Origin of the sequence: Streptomyces sp. BK208, assembly GCF_004364245.1 — a bacterium.
Classification (GTDB): Bacteria; Actinomycetota; Actinomycetes; order Streptomycetales; family Streptomycetaceae; genus Streptomyces.
Map to the genome: position 1 here is coordinate 61,230 of NZ_SOAV01000005.1, position 18,155 is coordinate 79,384.

Here is an 18,155-nt window from a genome sequence, read left to right on the forward strand (position 1 = left end):
AAGCCGCCGGCCGTCAGCGGCCCTACGGCGCCGTGGCGACCGACGCCGGCGGGGACGCGCCTCGAAGGGGCGCGGGGAACTGCGCGACCAGCCCCAACGGACGGAAAGCCGCCGACCGGCAGCAGCCCTACGGTGCCGTGGCGACGGACGCCGGCGGTGACGCGCCTCGAAGGGGCGCGGGGAACTGCGCGACCAGCCCCAACGGACGGAAAGCCGCCGACCGTCAGCAGCCCTACGGCGCCGTGGCGCCCCCGGCCAAGCCCCACGCAGTGAGTGGCACCCGGTCCGCGCGTCGCTGCGGGTGCGCGCGGACCGGGGCCGTCAGGGGGAGCCCGGAGGCTCAGCGGGACGCGAGTTCGCGCGGCTCCAGGGCCGCGGCGTGGGCGTCCATGCGCTCGGCGGTCAGGATCGCGGCCGCCGTGTCGGCGCGCGAGGCGGCGACCACCAGGGCGCGGGCCGCCAGGGTGTGCGCCCGCCGGTGCAGGGCCGCCGGTTGCGGCTCCGGGTGGCCGGCGGTCACGTGCAGCCGGACCGGCGCCTGACCTCCCCGCAGCCGGGTCACCTGCTCGCAGAGCCGGTCGGCGGCGGCGTCCAGGCCGGTGTCGGGCGCCAGTGCGCGCAGCTCGTCCGTGACGGCGAGCAGTGCGGCGAGATGGCCGGCGAGCTGGATGTCCAGTTCCTCGTCCCGGGACCGGTGGGGGAAGTCCGTGGTGCCGCCGGCCATCGTGCTGTGGACCGACTTGCTGCGGATCGGCTCGTACATGGGATGGCCTCCTGAGTGCTTCAGGAAACCATCCTACATTGGATTCAATCTAAAGTTGACGCCGTTCGTGGCAAAGTCCGGGAACAGGGTCCGGACGGCGGCTCAGTGCTGGCCGTACCCGTCCAGGAAGGTGCCGATCCGGCCCACCGCCTCGCGCAGGTCCGCGGCCGTCGGCAGGGTCACCACCCGGAAGTGGTCGGGCTCGGGCCAGTTGAAGCCGGTGCCCTGGACGACCATGATCTTCTCCTGGCGCAGCAGGTCCAGGACCATCCGGCGGTCGTCCTTGATCTTGAAGACCTTGGGGTCCAGCCGCGGGAACAGGTACAGCGCCCCCTTCGGCTTCACGCAGGTCACGCCCGGGATGCTGGTCAGCGCCTCGTGTGCGGCGTCCCGCTGCTCGCGCAGCCGCCCGCCGGGCAGCACCAGCTCGTTGATGGTCTGCCGCCCGCTGAGCGCCGCGACCACGCCGTGCTGGCCCGGCATGTTGGCGCACAGGCGCATGTTCGCCAGGACCGTCAGGCCCTCGATGTAGGACTCGGCGTGCGCGCGCGGCCCGGAGATCGACATCCAGCCGACCCGGTAACCGGCCACCCGGTACGCCTTCGACATGCCGTTGAAGGTGAGCGTGAGCAGGTCGGGGGCGATCGCGGCGGTCGGGGTGTGCGTGGCGTCGTCGTACAGGATCTTGTCGTAGATCTCGTCGGAGCAGACCAGCAGGTTGTGCCGGCGCGCGATGTCCGTCAGCCCGCGCAGCATCGCGTCGTCGTAGACCGCGCCCGTCGGGTTGTTCGGATTGATGATCACCAGCGCCTTGGTGCGGTCGGTGATCTTCCGCTCCACGTCCGCCAGGTCCGGCATCCAGTCGGACTGCTCGTCGCAGCGGTAGTGCACCGCGGTGCCGCCGGAGAGCGAGACGGCGGCCGTCCACAGCGGGTAGTCGGGCGCCGGGACGAGGACCTCGTCGCCGTCGTCCAGCAGGCCCTGCATCGCCATCACGATCAGCTCGGAGACGCCGTTGCCGATGAAGACGTGCTCGACGTCCGTCTCGATGCCGAGGGTCTGGTTGTGCATGACCACGGCCCGGCGCGCCGCCAGCAGACCCTTCGCGTCGCCGTAGCCGTGGGCCGTGGAGACGTTGCGGAGGATGTCCTCCAGGATCTCCGGCGGGCACTCGAAGCCGAAGGCGGCCGGGTTGCCGGTGTTCAGCTTCAGGATGCGGTGGCCGGCCGCTTCCAGCCGCATCGCCTCCTCGAGCACCGGGCCCCGGATCTCGTAACAGACGTTGGCGAGCTTGGTCGACTGGATCACCTGCATGCCCGCGAGCTTACGACCCGGTTACGGCCCATGGGCCGTGTTTCCCGCCACGTGAGACGTGCGCGCCGGGGTGGCCGCCCACGTCCTCCGCCGTGTCCGGCGGGCCGGATCGCGCCAACGGGCGGCCGGATAGCGCCCCTTGTTCACGCCCCTCGCTGTCATGAGAATGCCCATGACAATCCGGGTGCCGTCCGGAAGACCTCCGGCCGGTGCCCTCCATAGAGGGGACCCCCACATGAAGAAGCCTCTCCTTGCCGCGCTCGCGACCCTGGCCCTCACCGGCGTGGGCACGGCACCGGCGGTCGCGTCATCCGCGGCTCCCGCGCCGGCCGCGGCTCCGACCGCCCGAGCCGTGTCCTTCGCCGGCACCGTCTCGCTCAGCAACTGCTCCGGATCCGTCGTCCGCCTGCCCGCGTCCGAGGACGACGACCCGGCGCTGGTCATGTCCAACGGCCACTGTCTGGAGACCGGCTTCCCGGCGGCCGGCGAGGTCGTCGTGGACCAGCCCTCCAGCCGCTCCTTCGGGCTGCTCAACGCCTCCGGCAGCCGCGTCGGCACCCTGCGCGCCGGCAAGATCGCCTACGCGACGATGACCGACACGGACGTCTCGCTCTACCAGCTCACCAGCACGTACGCCCAGATCCGCAGCTCCTACGGGATCAGCCCGCTCACGCTCTCCGACACCCGTCCCACGGCCGGCACCGCGATCACCGTCGTCTCCGGCTACTGGAAGCGGACCTACGCCTGCAACGTCGACGGTTTCGCCTACCGGCTCAAGGAAGGGGAGTGGACCTGGAAGGACTCGGTCCGCTACACCTCCGCCTGCCAGACCATCGGGGGAACCTCGGGATCGCCCGTCGTCGACAACGCCACCGGCAAGGTCGTCGCCGTCAACAACACGGGCAACGAGGACGGTGGGCGCTGCACCGACAACAACCCCTGCGAGGTCGCCGAGAACGGCACGGTCACGGTCCGCAAGGGCATCAACTACGCCCAGCAGACCTACCGCATCCCCGCCTGCTTCGGCCTCGACAACAAGCTCGACCTCTCCCGCAGCGGCTGCGTCCTGCCCAAGCCGTAGGGAGCGCCGTCCGGATCCCGCCGCGGTCGCGGAGCCGGCCCGATCCGGACGGCACCCCGTGGTTCAGCGCGGCGTCCGCCGTACCGAGCGGCCCGCCAGGACGTCCGTGCGGCGCCCGTCCTCCATCACGAACCGCCCGTCCACCAGCACGTACGGGATGCCCGTCGGCAGCACGCGCGGGTTGTCGTAAGTGCTGCCCGCCGCGACCGTCGCCGGGTCGAAGAGGACCAGGTCGGCCCGGTGACCCTCGCGGACCAGCCCCCGGTCCGGCAGCCGCAGCCGGGCCGCCGGGCGGGAGGTGAGGTGCGCGACGCACTCCTCCAGCGAGAGCACGCCCAGCTCGCGCACGTAGTGCCCGAGGTAGTGCGGGAAGGTGCCGTAGGCGCGCGGGTGCGGCTTGGCGCCCTGGAGGATGCCGTCCGAGCCGCCGGTGTGGACCCGGTGCCGCATGATCGCGCGGACGTTCTCCTCGTGCCCGACGTGCTGGAGGATGGTCGGCGCCAGCCGGTCCGCCAGCAGCAGGTTGCGGGCCACCGTCCAGGGCGTCTCGCCGCGCAGGGCGGCCGACTCCATGACGGTGCGGCCGACGTACTCCCCGAGTGCCGGGTCGCCGGTGCCGGAGATCTCGATCGTGTCCCACTCCATGGGCACGCCGTGGCAGCCGTCGGAGCCGATCTCCTCGACGTGGTGCCGGATGCGCTCGGCGGTGTCGTCGTCCGCCAGCCGCCTCATGATCTGCTCCGGCCCGCCCTCGCTCGCCCAGCTCGGCAGCATCGCCACGAGGGTGGTGCAGCCCGGGGTGTACGGGTAGGTGTCGAGCGTGATGTCGGCGCCGGCGGCCAGCGCCTTGTCGAGCAGCGTCAGCAGTTCGGGGGCCCTGCCCTTGTTGACGCCGAAGTTCATGGTGGCGTGCGCGAGGTGGAGCGGGCAGCCCGCCTCCCGGGTCAGCTCCACCATCTCCTCGTACGCCTGGAGCGCCCCGGCCCCGTACGAGCGGTGGTGCGGGCAGTAGTAGCCGCCGTACTCGGCCACCACCCGGCACAGCTCGGTCAGCTCGGCGTCCTTGGCGTACATGCCCGGCGTGTACGTCAGCCCCGACGACATGCCGACCGCGCCCTGCTCCAGGCCCTCGGCGACCAGGCGCCGCATGTGCGCCAGCTCCGCCCCGGTCGCCTCCCGGTCCTCCCAGCCGACCGCGAGGGCGCGCACCGTGCCCTGCGGTATCAGGTAGGCGGCGTTGATCGCGATGCCCTCGTCGAGCCGGTCCAGGTACTCGCCGACCGACCGCCAGTCGAAGTCGACGTCGTCACCGGGGCCGTTCCACCCGGCGATCGCGCGGCGCACCTCGCCGAGGGTGCGGTCGTCGACCGGCGCGTACGACAGCCCGTCCTGGCCGATGACCTCCAGGGTGACGCCCTGCGCGGCCTTGGCGCTGTGGTCGGGGTCCCGCAGCAGCGCCAGGTCGCTGTGGGCGTGCATGTCGATGAAGCCGGGGGCCAGGACCAGGCCCTCGGCGTCCAGCCCCCGGCGCGCCGCGGGGCGCTGGCAGCCGGCGCCCGCCGCCTCCTTCACGATCGACACGATCCGGCCGCCGTCGACCACGACGTCCGCGCGGTACGAGTCGGCGCCGGAGCCGTCGACGACGTCCGCGTCCCTGATGACCAGCTCTTCCATGCCCGGCTCCCTTTCTCAGACGTCTCAGAAGAACGTGCGGATGTAGTCGACGACCGTCCCGTCCGCCTCGGCGACCGGGATGAGCTGCCACTTGTCGAAGGACGTGCAGGGGTGTGACAGGCCGGTCCCGAGCCAGTCGCCCACCTCCAGGTCCGCCTGTGCCGTCGTGCGCAGCCAGGCGTGCTGGTCGGACAGGCCGGTCACCTCGATGCCGGTGGCCGGGCGCTCGACCCCGTCGCGGCGCACGACCTGGGCGAAGGGCAAGTGGAGGTCGTAGGCCGCGTCCCGCTTGCCCGCGTTGGTGAACGCCTGCGCGGGGGAGGGGCGGGAGACGACCTGGCTCCACAGGCGGAAGGCGGGCTCCAGCGCGCCCTCCTCGGGCACCCGGTTGAAGGGGGTCAGCTCGCGGTAGTGGCCGTCGTCGTGGGAGACGTAGGCGCCGGAGCGCAGCAGCTTGAGCACGGGCACGGAGAGGTCGGGGACCTCGGCGAACACGTCGGCGACCGCGTCGAACCAGGCGCTGCCGCCCGCGCTCACCACGATCTCCTCCAGCCCCTCGAACCGCCCGGCCTTGTCGAAGTCGACGGCGAGCGCCACCAGCCGCCGCAGCCAGGCGTGCACCTTCTCCGGATCGGCGTCCGGCACCTCGCCCTCGTACCCGGCGACACCGGCCAGCCGCAGCGTCCGCGCCCCCGCCACCGCGTCGGCGACCGCCGCGCACTCCGCCTCGGTGCGCACCCCGGTCCGGGCGCCCTCGCCCGCGGCCAGCTCCACCACGACGTCCACCGGGCGGGAGGCGCCCGCCTCCGTCAGCGCCGCGTCCATCAGGGCCACCCCGCGCACGGAGTCGGCGTAGCAGACGAAGCGGAAGTCCGGGTCGGCGTCCAGCTCCGAGGAGACCCAGCGCAGGGCGGCGGCGTCGACCAGCTCGTTGGCCAGGAAGATCCGCTGGACGCCGAAGGCCCGCGCCACCCGCACCTGGTGCGGCACGGCCAGGGTGATGCCCCAGGCGCCGTGCTCGATCTGGCGCTGGAAGAGCTGCGGGGCCATGGAGGTCTTGCCGTGCGGCGCGAAGGTGAGGCCGTGCCGCGCGGAGTACGTCTCCATGAGCTTCAGGTTGTGCTCCAGGCGCTCCGCGGACAGGGCCAGCACGGGCGTGGTGAAGCCGTCGGTGAAGAGGTTGCGGCGCTGTCCGGCCAGCTCGGCGACGGTCAGCCCGTACGCGTCCGGCGGGAGGCCCTTGAAGCGGTGGTCGACGTGCTCCTCGGCCAGGCGGGCGAGTGCCTCGGTGCCGTGGGCGGGGCCGGTGTCGAGGGCCATGGAGCCTCCCTGCTCTGCTGCGTTGCGGTTGCGTTGCAACACTTGCAACGACCGTTGCGTATATCGCTTACTGCTGTCTAACATCTCGACGAACGCGGGGTCAACGGAGCCGCCGCCCGCGAGAAGCGACCAGGAGCCATGACCATCGTGACCCTCGACGGACCCCGCAGCACCACTCCCGACGTCGTGGACGTCGTCACGCTCGGCGAGTCCATGGTCACCTTCCTCCCCTCCGTGCCCGGCCGCCTCGCCGACGTCCCCTCCTTCGACCGTGCCATCGGCGGCGCCGAGTCCAACGTGGCCTGCGTGCTCGCCGCCGCCGGACACACCGCCCGCTGGATCAGCCGGGTCGGCGCGGACGGCTTCGGCGACCACCTCGTCGAGGCCATCGGCGCCTACGGCGTCGACGTGTCCGCCGTGCGCCGCGACCCCGACCGCCCCACCGGCGTCTACTTCCGCACCGCCGGGGACCGCGCCACCGACGCCCACGAGGTCGCCTACTACCGCGCGGGCTCCGCCGCCTCCGCGATGTCCGTGCGCACCATGGACCTCGACGCGATCCGCTCCGGCCGCGTGCTCCACCTCTCCGGCATCACGCCCGCGCTCTCCGCCGACTGCCTGAACCTCATGCGCGAGCTGACCGCCCGCCGCCCCGGCCGCCCCCTCGTCTCCTTCGACGTCAACCACCGGCCCGGCCTGTGGCGCGGCGACGCGGACGGCGCGCGGGTGCTGCTGGAGCTGGCCCGGGGCGCCGACATCGTCTTCGTCGGCGAGGACGAGGCCTGGGGGCTCGGCGGACCCGAGGCCGTGCGCGCCGCGCTGCCCGAGCCCGACCTGCTCGTCGTCAAGCAGGGCGCCACCGGCGCCACCGCCTTCCACGGCCCCCACGTCACCTCGGTCCCCGCCCTCACCGTCGACGTCGTCGCCGCCGTCGGCGCGGGCGACGCCTTCGCCGCCGGGTTCCTCTCCGCCACCCTGCGCGGACTGCCCGTACGCGAACGCCTGCGCCACGGCCACCTGATGGCCGCCGCCGCCCTCACCGTCCCCGGCGACCTCGCCACGCCCCCGGCACGCGAACGCGCCGACCGCCTGGCCGCCCTCGACGACGACGCGTGGGGGACACTGCGACTCGGCCCCGGCTGGACACAGGCCGCAGAAGGGGCCGAGGAGGAGGTACGCACCCCATGAGCCAGACCGTCGACCGCGCGCTGAGCATCCTGCCGCTGCTCGCCGAAGGCCCCGCCGACCTGGGCCGGGTCGCCGACCGCCTCGGCGTCCACAAGTCCACCGCCCTGCGCCTGCTGCGCACCCTCCACGAACACGGCTTCGTCTACCGCCAGCAGGACCAGCGCTACCGCCTCGGCGCCCGCCTCATAGCCCTCGCCCAGGAGGCGATGGAGAACCTGGACGTCCGCGAGATCGCCCACCCCCACCTCGTCCGCCTCAACGAGCAGTGCGGGCACACCGTCCACCTCGCCGTCCACGAGGACAACGAGGTCCTCTACATCGACAAGGTGGAGAGCCGCTACCCGGTCCGCATGTACTCCCGGATCGGCAAGCCCGTCGCCATCACGGTGGCGGCCGTGGCGAAACTCCTGCTCGCCGACCTCCCCGAGAACGACCGTCGAGCCGCCGTCGAGAAGCTCGACTACCCCATGTACACGGCCCGTTCCACACCCCACGCCGACGGCTTCCTCAAGGAGCTGGCCAAGGTGCGCGAACAGGGCTGGGCCACCGACCTCGGTGGCCACGAGGAGTCCATCAACTGCGTCGCCGCGCCCATCCGGGGCGCCGACGGCCGGGTGGTCGCCGCGATGTCGGTCTCCGCGCCGAACGTCGTGGTCACCGCCGACGAACTCCTCACCCTGCTCCCGCTGGTGCGCCGTACGGCGGACGCGATCAGCGGCGAGTACTCCGGCAGGACCCCAGTCAAGGAAGTCACCGCATGACCGAGAAGACCGCTCTCACCCCCGCGACCCACACCGTCCCCCCGGCGAAGTTCAGCCACGGCGTCAGGAAGGGCAACATCCTCCAGGTCGCCGGCCAGGTCGGCTTCCTCCCCCACGAGGAGGGCAAGGCCCCCACCCCGGCCGGCCCCACCCTGCGCGAGCAGACCCTCCAGACCCTCGCCAACGTCAAGGCGATCCTGGAGGAGGGCGGCGCCTCCTGGGACGACGTGATGATGCTCCGCGTCTACCTCACCGACGTGGACCACTTCGCCGAGATGAACGAGATCTACAACGCGTATTTCGAGGAGCAGGGCCTCACCCAGCCGCCCGCCGCCCGCACGACCGTCTACGTCGGTCTGCCCGCCGGCCTCCTCATCGAGATCGACGCGCTGGCCGTCCTGGGCTGACCCACCCGGGACCCCTCCTCCGTTCCGCCTGTCTGTCGCAGGGCACGGCGCCCCTCACCCCCCGGGGGCGCCGTGCCGCGCCCCGCCCTGCCCGAAAGCAGTATGTGTTTACGCAGAGGACCCCCGTATGTCCCTCACGTCCCTCCAGCTCGCCGCCTCCGCTCCGCAGACCCCACCGCACACCGGCGGCCTGCTCACCCTGATCGACGGCACCACCGGCCTGCTGATCGTCGCCGCGATCGGCATCGCGCTCCTGCTCTTCCTCATCATCAAGGTCCGGCTGCAGCCCTTCGTCGCGCTGCTCGCCGTCTCCATAGCCGTCGGCCTGCTCGCCGGTCTCTCGGTCACCGAACTCTTCGGCACCGTCCAGAAGTCCGACGCCGTCTCCACCATCGAGTCCGGCATGGGCGGCATCCTCGGACACGTCGCCATCATCATCGGCCTGGGCACCATGCTCGGCGCGATCCTCGAGGTCAGCGGCGGCGCACAGGTGCTCGCCTCACGCCTGCTCGGCCTCTTCGGGGAGAAGCGCGCCCCGCTCGCCATGGGCCTCACCGGCCTGATCTTCGGCATCCCGGTCTTCTTCGACGTGGGCATCTTCGTCCTCGCGCCCATCGTCTACGCCGCCGCCAAGCGCTCCGGCAAGTCGATCCTGCTCTACTGCCTGCCGCTGCTGGCCGGCCTCTCCATGACCCACGCCTTCCTGCCGCCGCACCCCGGCCCGGTGGCCGCCGCCGGACTGCTGCACGTGAAGCTCGGCTGGATCATCCTCATGGGCATCGTCTGCGGCGTCCCCGCGGTCCTCGCCGCGTGGGTGTTCTCCGCCTGGATCGGCCGCCGCATCTTCGTGCCCGTGCCGCAGGACATGGTCGAGGCCGCCGACGAGGCCAAGCAGGCCGTCATCGAGGAGCAGCGCAAGGCCGGCGTCGCGCCGACCGAGAGCCCCGTCGCGCTCGGCACGGTCCTCGGCATCATCGGCACCCCGCTGGTCCTGATCCTCGCCGCGACGTTCTCCTCCATCGCCCTTGACCCGTCCACCCTGCGCTCGGTCATCGAGTTCTTCGGCAACCCGTTCGTCGCCCTGACCATCGCCCTGCTCCTCGCCTACTACCTGCTCGGCATCCGGCGCGGCTGGTCCCGCAAGTCCCTGGAGACCGTCTCGACGGCCTCGCTGAAGCCGGTCGGCAACATCCTGCTCGTGGTCGGCGCCGGTGGTGTCTTCGGCGCCGTGCTCAAGGCCAGCGGCGTCGCCCAGGCCCTCTCCGACACCTTCAACGACGTCGGCCTGCCGGTGATCGTCCTGGCCTACCTGATCTCCCTGGTGCTGCGGGTCGCGCAGGGCTCGGCGACGGTGGCCATCGTGACGACGGCGGGCATCGTGGCGCCGCTGCTGGCCGAGGGCGACCACTCGCAGGCGTTCGTCGCGCTGGTCATCATGGCCATCTCGGCGGGCTCCATCTTCGCCTCGCACGTCAACGACGGCGGTTTCTGGATGGTCTCCAAGTACTTCGGCATCAGCGAGCGGGACACGCTCAAGACGTGGACGGTCCTGGAGAGCGTCCTGTCGGTCGCCGGGTTCGTGGTGGCCGCGGTGGTGAGCCTGTTCGTGTAGGCGGACCGCCCGGGCGGCGGCTCCTGCGGGTGCTCGCCCGGGCGGCTCGTGTAGGCGTCTGATAACGAAGTTGGGGCTGGCTGTGCCCGGCACAGGATCGTCGACCATACTGCCCGCTGTGGAGCAGCGCAGAGGATCGACGAGCCAGCCCCTGGAAGGCGCCGGATTCGACCCGGCATTCATCCCCGGGCTCACCGCACCCGTGTCCGGTGGGCCGGAGGACGTGAGACGCGCCGAGGCGGACGAGGACGCCGACGCGGAGACCGAGGAGGCCGCGAAGGCCACGGTCGCGGGCGAACCGCCCGCCGTGGACGCGGTGGACGCCGTGGACGCCGTGGACGCCGAGGGTGCCGAAGAGGCGGAGGACGAGGCCCCCGTGGACGGCCCGGTCTTCGAGGCCGCCGACCGCCGCGCCCGCATCGTCGCCGACCACAAGGGCGTACGTCTCTCCCTCGACGACCAGAGCTGCGAGTTCCGCTGGGACGAGGTCGGGGCCGTCGAGACGGAGACGGGCCGCTTCGGCAAGCGGTTCACGGTGACGGTGCACACGCCGGACAGCCGCTGGTACCCGATCGAGATCGAGGCCGCGTCCCGGAGCCGTTTCGCGGAGTGGGAGTCGGCGCTGGACGAGGTCCTGGACGCGTACTTCGACGACGGCGAGGCGGAGGCCGGCACCGAAGCGGAGGCCGCCGGCACCGAAGCGGAAGCCGGCACCGAAGCGGAGGCCGAAGAGACGGCGGACACGGCGGTAAAGGAAGCCGAGGAGACCAAGCCCCGCGCCGAGTAAGCGCATCGGGTGAAGATCCGTGCACGCCCTCTTGCCCCACCGGCGGCCATGGGTTTTCTTGACCCCCATGGCGGACACCACGGGCAACACCCAAGACGCAGGCGTATCGGGCGGTGCCGACCCGGCTCCCCGTAAGTCCAGTTGGCGCTACATCGGCCCCGGCATCGTCGTGGCGGCGACCGGTGTGGGCGCCGGCGACCTCGTGGCCACCCTCATCGCGGGCAGCAACTTCGGCTACACCCTGCTGTGGGCGGCGGTCATCGGCTGCCTGGTGAAGATCTCCCTCGCCGAGGCGTGCGGCCGCTGGCACCTGGCCACCGGCCGCACACTCTTCGACGGCTGGGCCAGCATCGGCCCCTGGACCACCTGGTTCTTCGCGGTCTACGCCGTGATCTGGGGCTTCGTCTACGGGGCCGCGGCGATGTCGTCCAGCGCCCTGCCGCTGCAGGCCCTCTTCCCGGACGTGATGGGCCTCGAATGGTGGGGCATCGCCTGCGGCCTGGTGGGCCTGGTCTTCGTCTGGTTCAACAAGTACGACGTCTTCGAGAAGGTCATGACCGTCCTGGTGGGCGTCATGTTCGTGGTGACGGTGTACCTGGCGATCCGCGTCACGCCCCACCTGGGCGACGCCTTCGCCGGACTCCTCCCGGTCCTCCCGGACGAGAAGGACTCGGTCCTCAACACCCTGGGCCTGATCGGCGGCGTGGGCGGCACCATCACGCTGGCCGCGTACGGCTACTGGGTCAACGCCAAGGGCTGGACCGACACCGGCTGGATGAAGGTCATGCGCCTGGACAACCGGGTCGCCTACGCCACGACCGGCATCTTCGTCGTCGCGATGCTCTTCGTCGGTGCCGAGCTGCTGCACTCCGCGAACGTCGCGATCGCGAGCGGCGACAAGGGCCTGATCCAGCTGGGCGACATCCTGGAGCAGGAGTACGGCACGGCCACCGGAAAGCTCTTCCTGATCGGCTTCTTCGCCACCTCGTTCACCTCGCTGATCGGCGTCTGGCACGGCGTGAGCCTGATGTTCGCCGACTTCCTCGCCCGCCGGCGCGGTGAACGGGAGGCGCGGGGCGACGAGTTGGCCTCGGGCCGCCGCGAACGCTCCTGGGCCTTCCGCGCCTACCTGCTCTGGCTCACCTTCCCGCCCATCGTCCTGCTCTTCCAGGACGAGCCCTTCCGCCTGATCATCATCTACGGCGTCCTGGGCGCCGCCTTCATGCCTTTCCTCGCCCTCACCCTGATCTGGCTCCTCAACTCCTCCCGCACCCCGCGGGAGTGGCGCAACGGCGGCCTCAGCAACGGCATGCTCACCGTCGCCGGACTGCTGTTCCTGGTCCTGTGCGTGAAGCAGATCTGGGACCAGCCGTGGTCGGAGTTCTTCTAGGTCTGCGACCGATCAGGAAGCTCCCTGGGCCGACGTGGTCGCCAACGGCTTGGCCGGCCCGTAGTTCTTGACCAGGTTGGTACGAGTCGTCTTCTCCTGCATGTGCAGCAGGCCGGCCATGGAGGAGACGGTGTAGGTGCTGCGCTGGTCGGCGACGTACCGGGCGAGTTCCGGGGACATCTTCGAGAACGGGATGACGCCGAGGTCGGGGTCGCTCTCCCGGCGCTGCCACTCGCCGTAGAAGACGTCGTCGGCCTGCACTTTGGCCAGCAGGCGCTTCCAGTCGTCCGAGTCCCTGGTCATCTTCTGCCACCCCGTGCCCGTGGAGTCCGACTCCTTCTTGCCGGTGTTGACGCCCGTCTTCCGGCGCTTGATGTCCTCGCGTCCGGATGCGGTGTTGTCGCGCTTCTCGTGCCCGGTCTTGCCCGTCACGTACCTGGTGACGTGGCTGTAGACGGCGGCCTCGGACCTGTCGGACACGTCGACCTCCATGACGATGTCCCGCAGCTCTGCCTGGCTCGCCCCCTTCTCGTGCCACTTCTTGTAGGCGTTCGTCTCTGCCTCGGTGTCGTTGTTGAGGTAGGCGATCTGGATCTCTTCCCTGCCCTCGGGAGAGACGATGCGGGTGGCGCGGGCGCGGGACCGGGAGTTCTGCGCTTTCGAGCCTTTGCCGAGCTTCCCGGCGGAGTCTTCCGTGTAGGTGAGGTCGTACGCCCGGGGCTTGGGCTCGTACTCGCCGTCCGTGTCCATGCGGTCGGAGTCCGTGTCCATACGGTCGGAGTCCGTCTCCGTCTCACCCTCGGTGTCGGAGGAGGTCCGGTATCCCCGACGCGCCGCCGACGAGGCGGGTTCGGTGATCTGGGGGCCGTGGCGGTCCTCGGCGTTCGCCGGAGGCTTCACCCGCGACAGCGCGGAGGAACTCGGCAGCCCCTGGGCAAGCTCCATCATGTTCTCGTGGAACTTCGGGTCGTTCACCACATGGTCTTGGTGCTTGTACAGGTTCGCCAGGGACGTCCAGTAGTAGAAGCCGGGGTTCGGGTCGAATTGCAGGCCGGTGAATCTGCTCTGGTAGTACTTCAACGCGGCGGTGCAGCAGAGGCAGCCGCGGTACCGGCCCATGATGGCGTGGGGGCCTCTGACTTCCTCGGGAGTGACGCCGGACCGATGCAGGGCCAGCATCAGCTTCTGCTCCGCGTGGACCAGTTTCTTCTCCTCCCCGAAAGTGATGAGGAAGATCGCACCGATGTAGTCCTCGTGGGTCAGCAAATGCTTCAGCGGCTTCGGCGGGTCGCTGATGTCCACGATCATCACCGGTTTGCCGTGGCGCTTGCGCAGCGCGTCGGCCGTGGCGTCTCCGGTGGGGTTGCGGGGCTTCGACTTCGAGAAGAGCGATTTCGTCTTGAGTTCGGCGCGCTTCACGCGGTCGACGTACTCGCGGGCGTCCGCATTCGGTAGGTTCGCCTCACGGCCCTGGTCGCTCTGATGTGTCCCGATGATCTCGGAATAGGCGTCGCGGCCGTCCTTGCCGTCGGTCTGGTAATCCTCGAACAACTCCATCGACTCGTTGAAGTTCGAGGCGAAGAGGAGCCTGTTGTTGATGAGCATGCCCTGGACCTCACGCTCGTTCACGCTCTCTTCTTCGCTCTCCTCCTGTTCCCGGAGGCCCGCCTGGGCGTCGTAGACGAGGAACGCTTGGTGCGACAGGGTCTGGGCCGCCTCGTCGCCGCCCCGGTAGGAGCGGGAGAAGCGCTTGTGGGCCTCTTCGGGGCCGTTGCCCTGATTTCCGCCGCCGTACGAATGATCCCAGTGTTCCTTGACGGCCTTGTGGGTGCTCAGCGCCTGCTGCCGGGCCGACTTCGGCTTCGGATCGTTGTCCGGCGAGCGCTGAACGGGGACCGGGGCGAACGGGGACCGCTGGACCGGCAGGCCGGTGTCCCTGGCCGAGGTGGCGGCATGGAGGCGGGCGACGGCCTGGTTGCCGATGGAACGCTGAAGGGTCAAGGCCCCCGAAGCGGTCATCGGACCGGGCCCCATGACCGTGGGCCCAGCCGTCGCCTTGGGAGGGGCCTGTGTCCCGCGCGCGGGGTTCTTGCCGGCGTGCTCTTCCTGTGCGTGCACCGAGGTCACTCCCTAGGACGAGAGGTGTGGACCGCTGCGGCGAGGGCGAGGACCAGGCTCTGCCCGTCCCGGCGCGGCGTGGGCACGACCGCCCGGGCACCCGGCCGCACCAAGACAGGGCACGGCGCCCGACCGCTCGGAGGACCCTTGACGGTGGTCGAACACGGGCACGGGACGTCCTTATCGCGGGAGGTAACGACAAACTCCGCCCCTGTCTACCGGGAGCCCGCACCGTGCGCCAGGCCCGGAGAGGCAGCGGCAACTGCCTCATGGGGCACCGTCTTGCACTGCCGACCGGCGCCGCCTGCGGTGGCCTCGTCGACGGCTTGGTCGCGCAGCGGAGTCACCTCATTCTTGGCTGTGCGGTGGTGTCCAGGTGAGAACTTTCCTGGATACCTGCCGGCCCGTGGGCGCAGCCAGGCGCGTGAGGGCAGAGCCGGGGGTCGATCGTGCAGACTTCGCCCGCACCGCTCACCGCAACGCCGTCCCACTCCTCGCTGAGCGCGATCTTCCGCAACTGCTCCATGGCCGGCGCGGGCGCGTCGCGGGTGGCGTCCGCGTTCTGGTCCCCGGTGTCGAAGGCGCTGACGACCACGCGAAAGCCCTCGGCGCCGGGACGCAGCGTGTCCACGGTCCACATGACCACACCGGAACCGGCCTTCTCGCCGGGCCCCTGCCGGGTCGCGACGCGCGTGCCGTCGGGGAGCGTCTCGCCGTCGGCGTACAACTTCCCGGCGGCGTCCACCATGACGTACTGCACGTTGATCCGGACCGGACTGCGGCCCCGCCCGTCGTCCACGACGACGTACGCGTACTCCGACTCCTGCCCGCCGCGCGCGACGACGTCCAGCTTCTCGGGGAGCAGCGCGGCGAGCGTGTCGCCGACCGACTTCCCGGAGACCTCGGGCCGCTCCGTGCGGGGCGCGGCCGACCGCGACCGCTTCGGGCTCTTCGGAACGGCGTCGACCACCTCGCGCCACACCCCGGCGGTGACGAACTGTCGCAGCCGCTCCGTGGAGTCGCTCTACGTCAACCTGAGTGGAGACGTCGGGCATACAGTCCGGTTCCGAGGCGAAGGCGGGCCAGATCGTCGAGTTCCAGGTATCGGCGGAGTTCCGGGAAAAGATCAGGCGAACCGCTGTGCCTCAGGAGGAGCCCGGCCTGGGGTTCAGCAAGGCCGAGTGGAAACAGATGAAGAGGATTTGTCCGGAAATTTCGGACCCGACTATGGGAGACGACTTGTACGGCATTCCCAGTGGAATGCTCAATGAGTTCAGGGAAGAAGTGGCGAAGTCCCCGGGCAGAATTATGCAGGAAGGTTAGGAGACGTTCTGCATGATGCACGAGATCGAGGACATCAACCAGGAACGGATGCGATTGTCGCGGCGTCCTTCCGTGCAGGAGACGCCTCCCGTCGTCGGTGTATTCGACGTACGCACCAGTCGCCCGGTCGCGGAATTCGGCGCCAGGGTGCGGTCCGTGCTTGATCCCGCACTCCTGTCGCGGAATTCGGCGCCAGGGTGCGGTCCGTGCTTGATCCCGCACTCCGACTGGCAGTCTCACACCCTTTCGAAGGTGAAGATCTGCCGGTCGACGCGATCCCCGATTGGTTCGTTGCCGTTGCCCGTGGAAGTGCCGACCCGGCCCCCGATTTCGCGGTCCACGGTGCTGTGCGCTACACGGCCGCTGTCGGACGCGGTGCGTGGGATCTTCAAGAGTGGCTGTACCAGTTCGATCCCGAATCCGAGTTTCGTGGTTGGGCGTGGTGGGGTCTTACGCAATCGGGTGATCGTGAAGTGCGGCTGTGGGTGGACACGTGGGGCGAGTCCTTCTTCGCCTGCGATGAGCTGCGATGGCTCGCGTACGTCGCCGGTGCCGTCGAGGTCAACGGGCCGAGTGTGGAAAGGTCCGAAGCCTGGGTTGCCGCAGCGCAGATCTGACGCCAGTGAGAGGCCCCCGCCCGCCGGTCGGCGGGCAGGGGCCGGGTGGTCAGAACCGTTCGGACGGGCCGGAGTTACGGCAGCGCGTGCACGTGCGCGCCCACCGCGCTCGACCAGCCGTTGCCCGCCGTCGCGTCCCAGTTGGTGGACCAGGTCATCGCGCCGCGCAGGGCGGGGTACGTCTTCGACGGCTTGAAGGAGCCGCAGTTGGTCGCCTTGGTGAGGCAGTCCAGGGCGGCGTTGACCACCGACGGGGAGACGTAGCCGCCGCCCGCCGCGCGGGTGGAGGCCGGGAGGCCCAGGCCGACCTGGGACGGGGCGAGGCCGCCCTCCAGCTGGATGCAGGCCAGGGCGGTGAGGAAGTCGACCGTGCCCTGCGAGTAGACCTTTCCGTCGCAGCCCAGCATCGAGCCGCTGTTGTAGTACTGCATGTTGACGACCGTGAGGATGTCCTTCACGTTCAGCGCGGTCTGGAAGTAGCCGCCCTGCGTCGACTGCATGTCGATGGTCTGCGGGGCCATCGTGAGGATCATGCCCGGGCCGGCCTTCGCCGACAGGGCGCGCAGGGCCTGGGTCATGTAGGTCGGGTTGAGACCGTTCTCCAGGTCGATGTCGACGCCGTCGAAGCCGTACTGCTGCATGAGGGAGTACACGGAGTTCGCGAAGTTCGTCGCGGAGGCGGAGCTGTTCACCGAGACGGTGCCCTTCTCGCCGCCCACCGAGACGATGACCTTCTTGCCCGCGGCCTGCTTGGCCCGTACGTCGGCCTTGAACTGGTCGACCGTGTAGCCGCCGAGCCCGGCCGAGTCCAGGTTGAAGGTGACGGCGCCCGGTGTGGTGGTCGCGTCGGCGAAGGCCACCGCGATGATGTCGTACGCGGACGGCACGTCGGAGATCTTCTGGACCGTCGCCCCGTTGTTGAAGTTCTGCCAGTAGCCGGTCACCGCGTGCTTGGGCAGGTCGCCGCCGTTGCCGCCGTCGTCCGGCGCCGTGGTGCGGGCCGTGACCGCCGCCGACTTCGCCGACTCGCCGGCCGCGTTCACCGCCGTGACCTGGAAGGAGTACGACGTCGACGCCGCGAGGCCGGTCACCGTCGCCGACGTGCCGGTCACCGCGGTCACCTTCGTGCCGTCGCGGTAGACGTTGTAGCCGGTGGCGCCCGACACGGTGTTCCAGGTGAGCGAGGCCGAGCTCGGCGTGGTGCCGGAGACGCTCAGGCCGGCCGGGGCCGACGGGGCCGTCGGGTCGGGGTTCCCGCCGTCGCCGCCGCCCCCGTCCGGGCCGAAGACGGAGAGGTCGTCGACGTAGTACGCCGACTGCCCGTACCAGCCGTGCGTGTACACCGTCACGGAGGTCGTCGAGGAGCCGGTGCTGAAGGTGGTTCTGAGCTGCTTCCAGGAGGCGGAGTCCGGCGTCCAGGTCGACACGTCGGTGGTACCGGTGCCCGTCGCGCCCAGGTACGAGTAGCCGCCCTGCACCCACGCGCTCAGTGTGTACGTCGAGTTGGGCTTCACCGCGACGCTCTGCGAACAGCGCGCGTTGTCCTGCCCCGCCGGGGTGGCCTTCAGCGCGGCCGAGCCCGCGTGCGCCGGGGAGGCGACGGTGGTGCCGCTGTTCGCCGAACAGGTCCAGTTGCTCAGACCGGACTCGAAGCCGGCGTTCTTGGCGTTGTTGACGTCGGCGGCCGCCGCCGGGCCGACCGCCGTCACGGCGAGCGCCAGGGCGGCGGTGACGGCGCCCGTCAAGGAGCCGAGACGTCTTCCGCGCCGTCTGCGTACGGGGTCCACTGCTGCCTCCGGG

General features: G+C 70.6%; 16 protein-coding genes. 9 read left to right on the plus strand and 7 right to left on the minus strand.

Translation table 11 applies throughout. From position 1 onward, the window contains the following. Positions 1 to 340: 340 nt before the first annotated feature. Both EV562_RS13835 and EV562_RS13840 read right to left on the minus strand, forming a co-directional pair. The gene (locus EV562_RS13835) at positions 341 to 763 is read right to left on the minus strand and encodes a hypothetical protein (RefSeq protein ID WP_133887107.1); all 423 of its coding nucleotides are present in this window, start codon (positions 761 to 763) and stop codon (positions 341 to 343) included. Positions 764 to 865: 102 nt separating this feature from the next. After that, positions 866 to 2,077, minus strand: a complete 1,212-nt coding sequence (locus tag EV562_RS13840; RefSeq protein WP_133887108.1) for a pyridoxal phosphate-dependent aminotransferase — start codon at positions 2,075 to 2,077, stop codon at positions 866 to 868. 235 nt (positions 2,078 to 2,312) lie between these two features. Here EV562_RS13840 and EV562_RS13845 point away from each other — a divergent pair, with 235 nt between their 5' ends. Beyond that, positions 2,313 to 3,158, plus strand: coding sequence for a serine protease (locus EV562_RS13845; RefSeq protein ID WP_133887109.1), 846 nt, complete (start codon positions 2,313 to 2,315; stop codon positions 3,156 to 3,158). Positions 3,159 to 3,221: 63 nt separating this feature from the next. Here the strand turns inward: EV562_RS13845 and EV562_RS13850 are convergent, their stop codons facing one another. Both EV562_RS13850 and EV562_RS13855 read right to left on the minus strand, forming a co-directional pair. Further along, entirely contained in the window at positions 3,222 to 4,832 is a 1,611-nt protein-coding gene (locus tag EV562_RS13850; RefSeq protein ID WP_133887110.1) for a D-aminoacylase, read from the minus strand. Positions 4,833 to 4,856: 24 nt separating this feature from the next. Continuing rightward, positions 4,857 to 6,152 carry an amino acid deaminase gene (locus tag EV562_RS13855; RefSeq protein WP_133887111.1) on the minus strand — a complete coding sequence of 432 codons (1,296 nt, stop codon included), beginning with the start codon at positions 6,150 to 6,152 and terminating at the stop codon, positions 4,857 to 4,859. A 138-nt stretch (positions 6,153 to 6,290) separates the two neighbouring features. Here EV562_RS13855 and EV562_RS13860 point away from each other — a divergent pair, with 138 nt between their 5' ends. The 6 genes from EV562_RS13860 to EV562_RS13885 all read left to right on the plus strand — a co-directional run bounded on the left by EV562_RS13860 (position 6,291) and on the right by EV562_RS13885 (position 12,297). Further along, positions 6,291 to 7,340, plus strand: coding sequence for a sugar kinase (locus tag EV562_RS13860; protein ID WP_166661771.1), 1,050 nt, complete (start codon positions 6,291 to 6,293; stop codon positions 7,338 to 7,340). Beyond that, complete coding sequence (locus EV562_RS13865; RefSeq protein ID WP_133887112.1) at positions 7,337 to 8,101, plus strand: IclR family transcriptional regulator; 765 nt, start codon at positions 7,337 to 7,339, stop codon at positions 8,099 to 8,101. The genes EV562_RS13860 and EV562_RS13865 overlap by 4 nt, the downstream gene beginning before the upstream one ends. After that, positions 8,098 to 8,508 (plus strand): RidA family protein, encoded by a 411-nt coding sequence (locus EV562_RS13870; RefSeq protein ID WP_133887113.1) that lies wholly within the window; start codon positions 8,098 to 8,100, stop codon positions 8,506 to 8,508. The genes EV562_RS13865 and EV562_RS13870 overlap by 4 nt, the downstream gene beginning before the upstream one ends. 127 nt (positions 8,509 to 8,635) lie before the next feature. Further along, positions 8,636 to 10,120, plus strand: a complete 1,485-nt coding sequence (locus tag EV562_RS13875) for a gluconate:H+ symporter (RefSeq protein WP_133887114.1) — start codon at positions 8,636 to 8,638, stop codon at positions 10,118 to 10,120. A gap of 118 nt (positions 10,121 to 10,238) precedes the next feature. Next, positions 10,239 to 10,907 carry a hypothetical protein gene (locus tag EV562_RS13880; RefSeq protein WP_133887115.1) on the plus strand — a complete coding sequence of 223 codons (669 nt, stop codon included), beginning with the start codon at positions 10,239 to 10,241 and terminating at the stop codon, positions 10,905 to 10,907. A 67-nt stretch (positions 10,908 to 10,974) separates the two neighbouring features. Then, positions 10,975 to 12,297: an Nramp family divalent metal transporter gene (locus tag EV562_RS13885; RefSeq protein WP_166661772.1), complete on the plus strand. Its 1,323-nt coding sequence runs from the start codon at positions 10,975 to 10,977 to the stop codon at positions 12,295 to 12,297. Positions 12,298 to 12,309: 12 nt separating this feature from the next. Here EV562_RS13885 and EV562_RS13890 read toward each other — a convergent pair whose 3' ends face one another. Then, positions 12,310 to 14,316 (minus strand): hypothetical protein, encoded by a 2,007-nt coding sequence (locus tag EV562_RS13890; RefSeq protein ID WP_133887117.1) that lies wholly within the window; start codon positions 14,314 to 14,316, stop codon positions 12,310 to 12,312. Positions 14,317 to 14,758: 442 nt separating this feature from the next. Further along, the gene (locus tag EV562_RS13895; protein WP_243860059.1) at positions 14,759 to 15,385 is read right to left on the minus strand and encodes a hypothetical protein; all 627 of its coding nucleotides are present in this window, start codon (positions 15,383 to 15,385) and stop codon (positions 14,759 to 14,761) included. Between the two features lie 68 nt (positions 15,386 to 15,453). Between EV562_RS13895 and EV562_RS13900 the strand changes: the two genes are divergently transcribed. Together EV562_RS13900 and EV562_RS13905 are read left to right on the plus strand one after the other, a co-directional pair. Continuing rightward, the gene (locus tag EV562_RS13900; RefSeq protein WP_133887118.1) at positions 15,454 to 15,738 is read left to right on the plus strand and encodes a hypothetical protein; all 285 of its coding nucleotides are present in this window, start codon (positions 15,454 to 15,456) and stop codon (positions 15,736 to 15,738) included. Between the two features lie 206 nt (positions 15,739 to 15,944). Further along, the gene (locus EV562_RS13905) at positions 15,945 to 16,355 is read left to right on the plus strand and encodes a hypothetical protein (protein WP_133887119.1); all 411 of its coding nucleotides are present in this window, start codon (positions 15,945 to 15,947) and stop codon (positions 16,353 to 16,355) included. A 74-nt stretch (positions 16,356 to 16,429) separates the two neighbouring features. On the opposite strand, the gene EV562_RS13910 is transcribed toward EV562_RS13905, so the two are convergent. Further along, a complete protein-coding gene (locus EV562_RS13910; protein WP_133887120.1) occupies positions 16,430 to 18,142 on the minus strand; it encodes a glycosyl hydrolase family 18 protein in 1,713 nt (570 codons plus the stop codon). Positions 18,143 to 18,155: the final 13 nt, after the last annotated feature.

Bases quoted from the DNA above. Each gene is read 5' to 3' on its own strand.
- EV562_RS13835 (WP_133887107.1), bottom strand. From the start codon at position 763: ATGTACGAGCCGATCCGCAGCAAGTCGGTCCACAGCACGATGGCCGGC.
- EV562_RS13840 (WP_133887108.1), bottom strand. From the start codon at position 2,077: ATGCAGGTGATCCAGTCGACCAAGCTCGCCAACGTCTGTTACGAGATC.
- EV562_RS13845 (WP_133887109.1), top strand. From the start codon at position 2,313: ATGAAGAAGCCTCTCCTTGCCGCGCTCGCGACCCTGGCCCTCACCGGC.
- EV562_RS13850 (WP_133887110.1), bottom strand. From the start codon at position 4,832: ATGGAAGAGCTGGTCATCAGGGACGCGGACGTCGTCGACGGCTCCGGC.
- EV562_RS13855 (WP_133887111.1), bottom strand. From the start codon at position 6,152: ATGGCCCTCGACACCGGCCCCGCCCACGGCACCGAGGCACTCGCCCGC.
- EV562_RS13860 (WP_166661771.1), top strand. From the start codon at position 6,291: ATGACCATCGTGACCCTCGACGGACCCCGCAGCACCACTCCCGACGTC.
- EV562_RS13865 (WP_133887112.1), top strand. From the start codon at position 7,337: ATGAGCCAGACCGTCGACCGCGCGCTGAGCATCCTGCCGCTGCTCGCC.
- EV562_RS13870 (WP_133887113.1), top strand. From the start codon at position 8,098: ATGACCGAGAAGACCGCTCTCACCCCCGCGACCCACACCGTCCCCCCG.
- EV562_RS13875 (WP_133887114.1), top strand. From the start codon at position 8,636: ATGTCCCTCACGTCCCTCCAGCTCGCCGCCTCCGCTCCGCAGACCCCA.
- EV562_RS13885 (WP_166661772.1), top strand. From the start codon at position 10,975: ATGGCGGACACCACGGGCAACACCCAAGACGCAGGCGTATCGGGCGGT.
- EV562_RS13890 (WP_133887117.1), bottom strand. From the start codon at position 14,316: ATGACCGCTTCGGGGGCCTTGACCCTTCAGCGTTCCATCGGCAACCAG.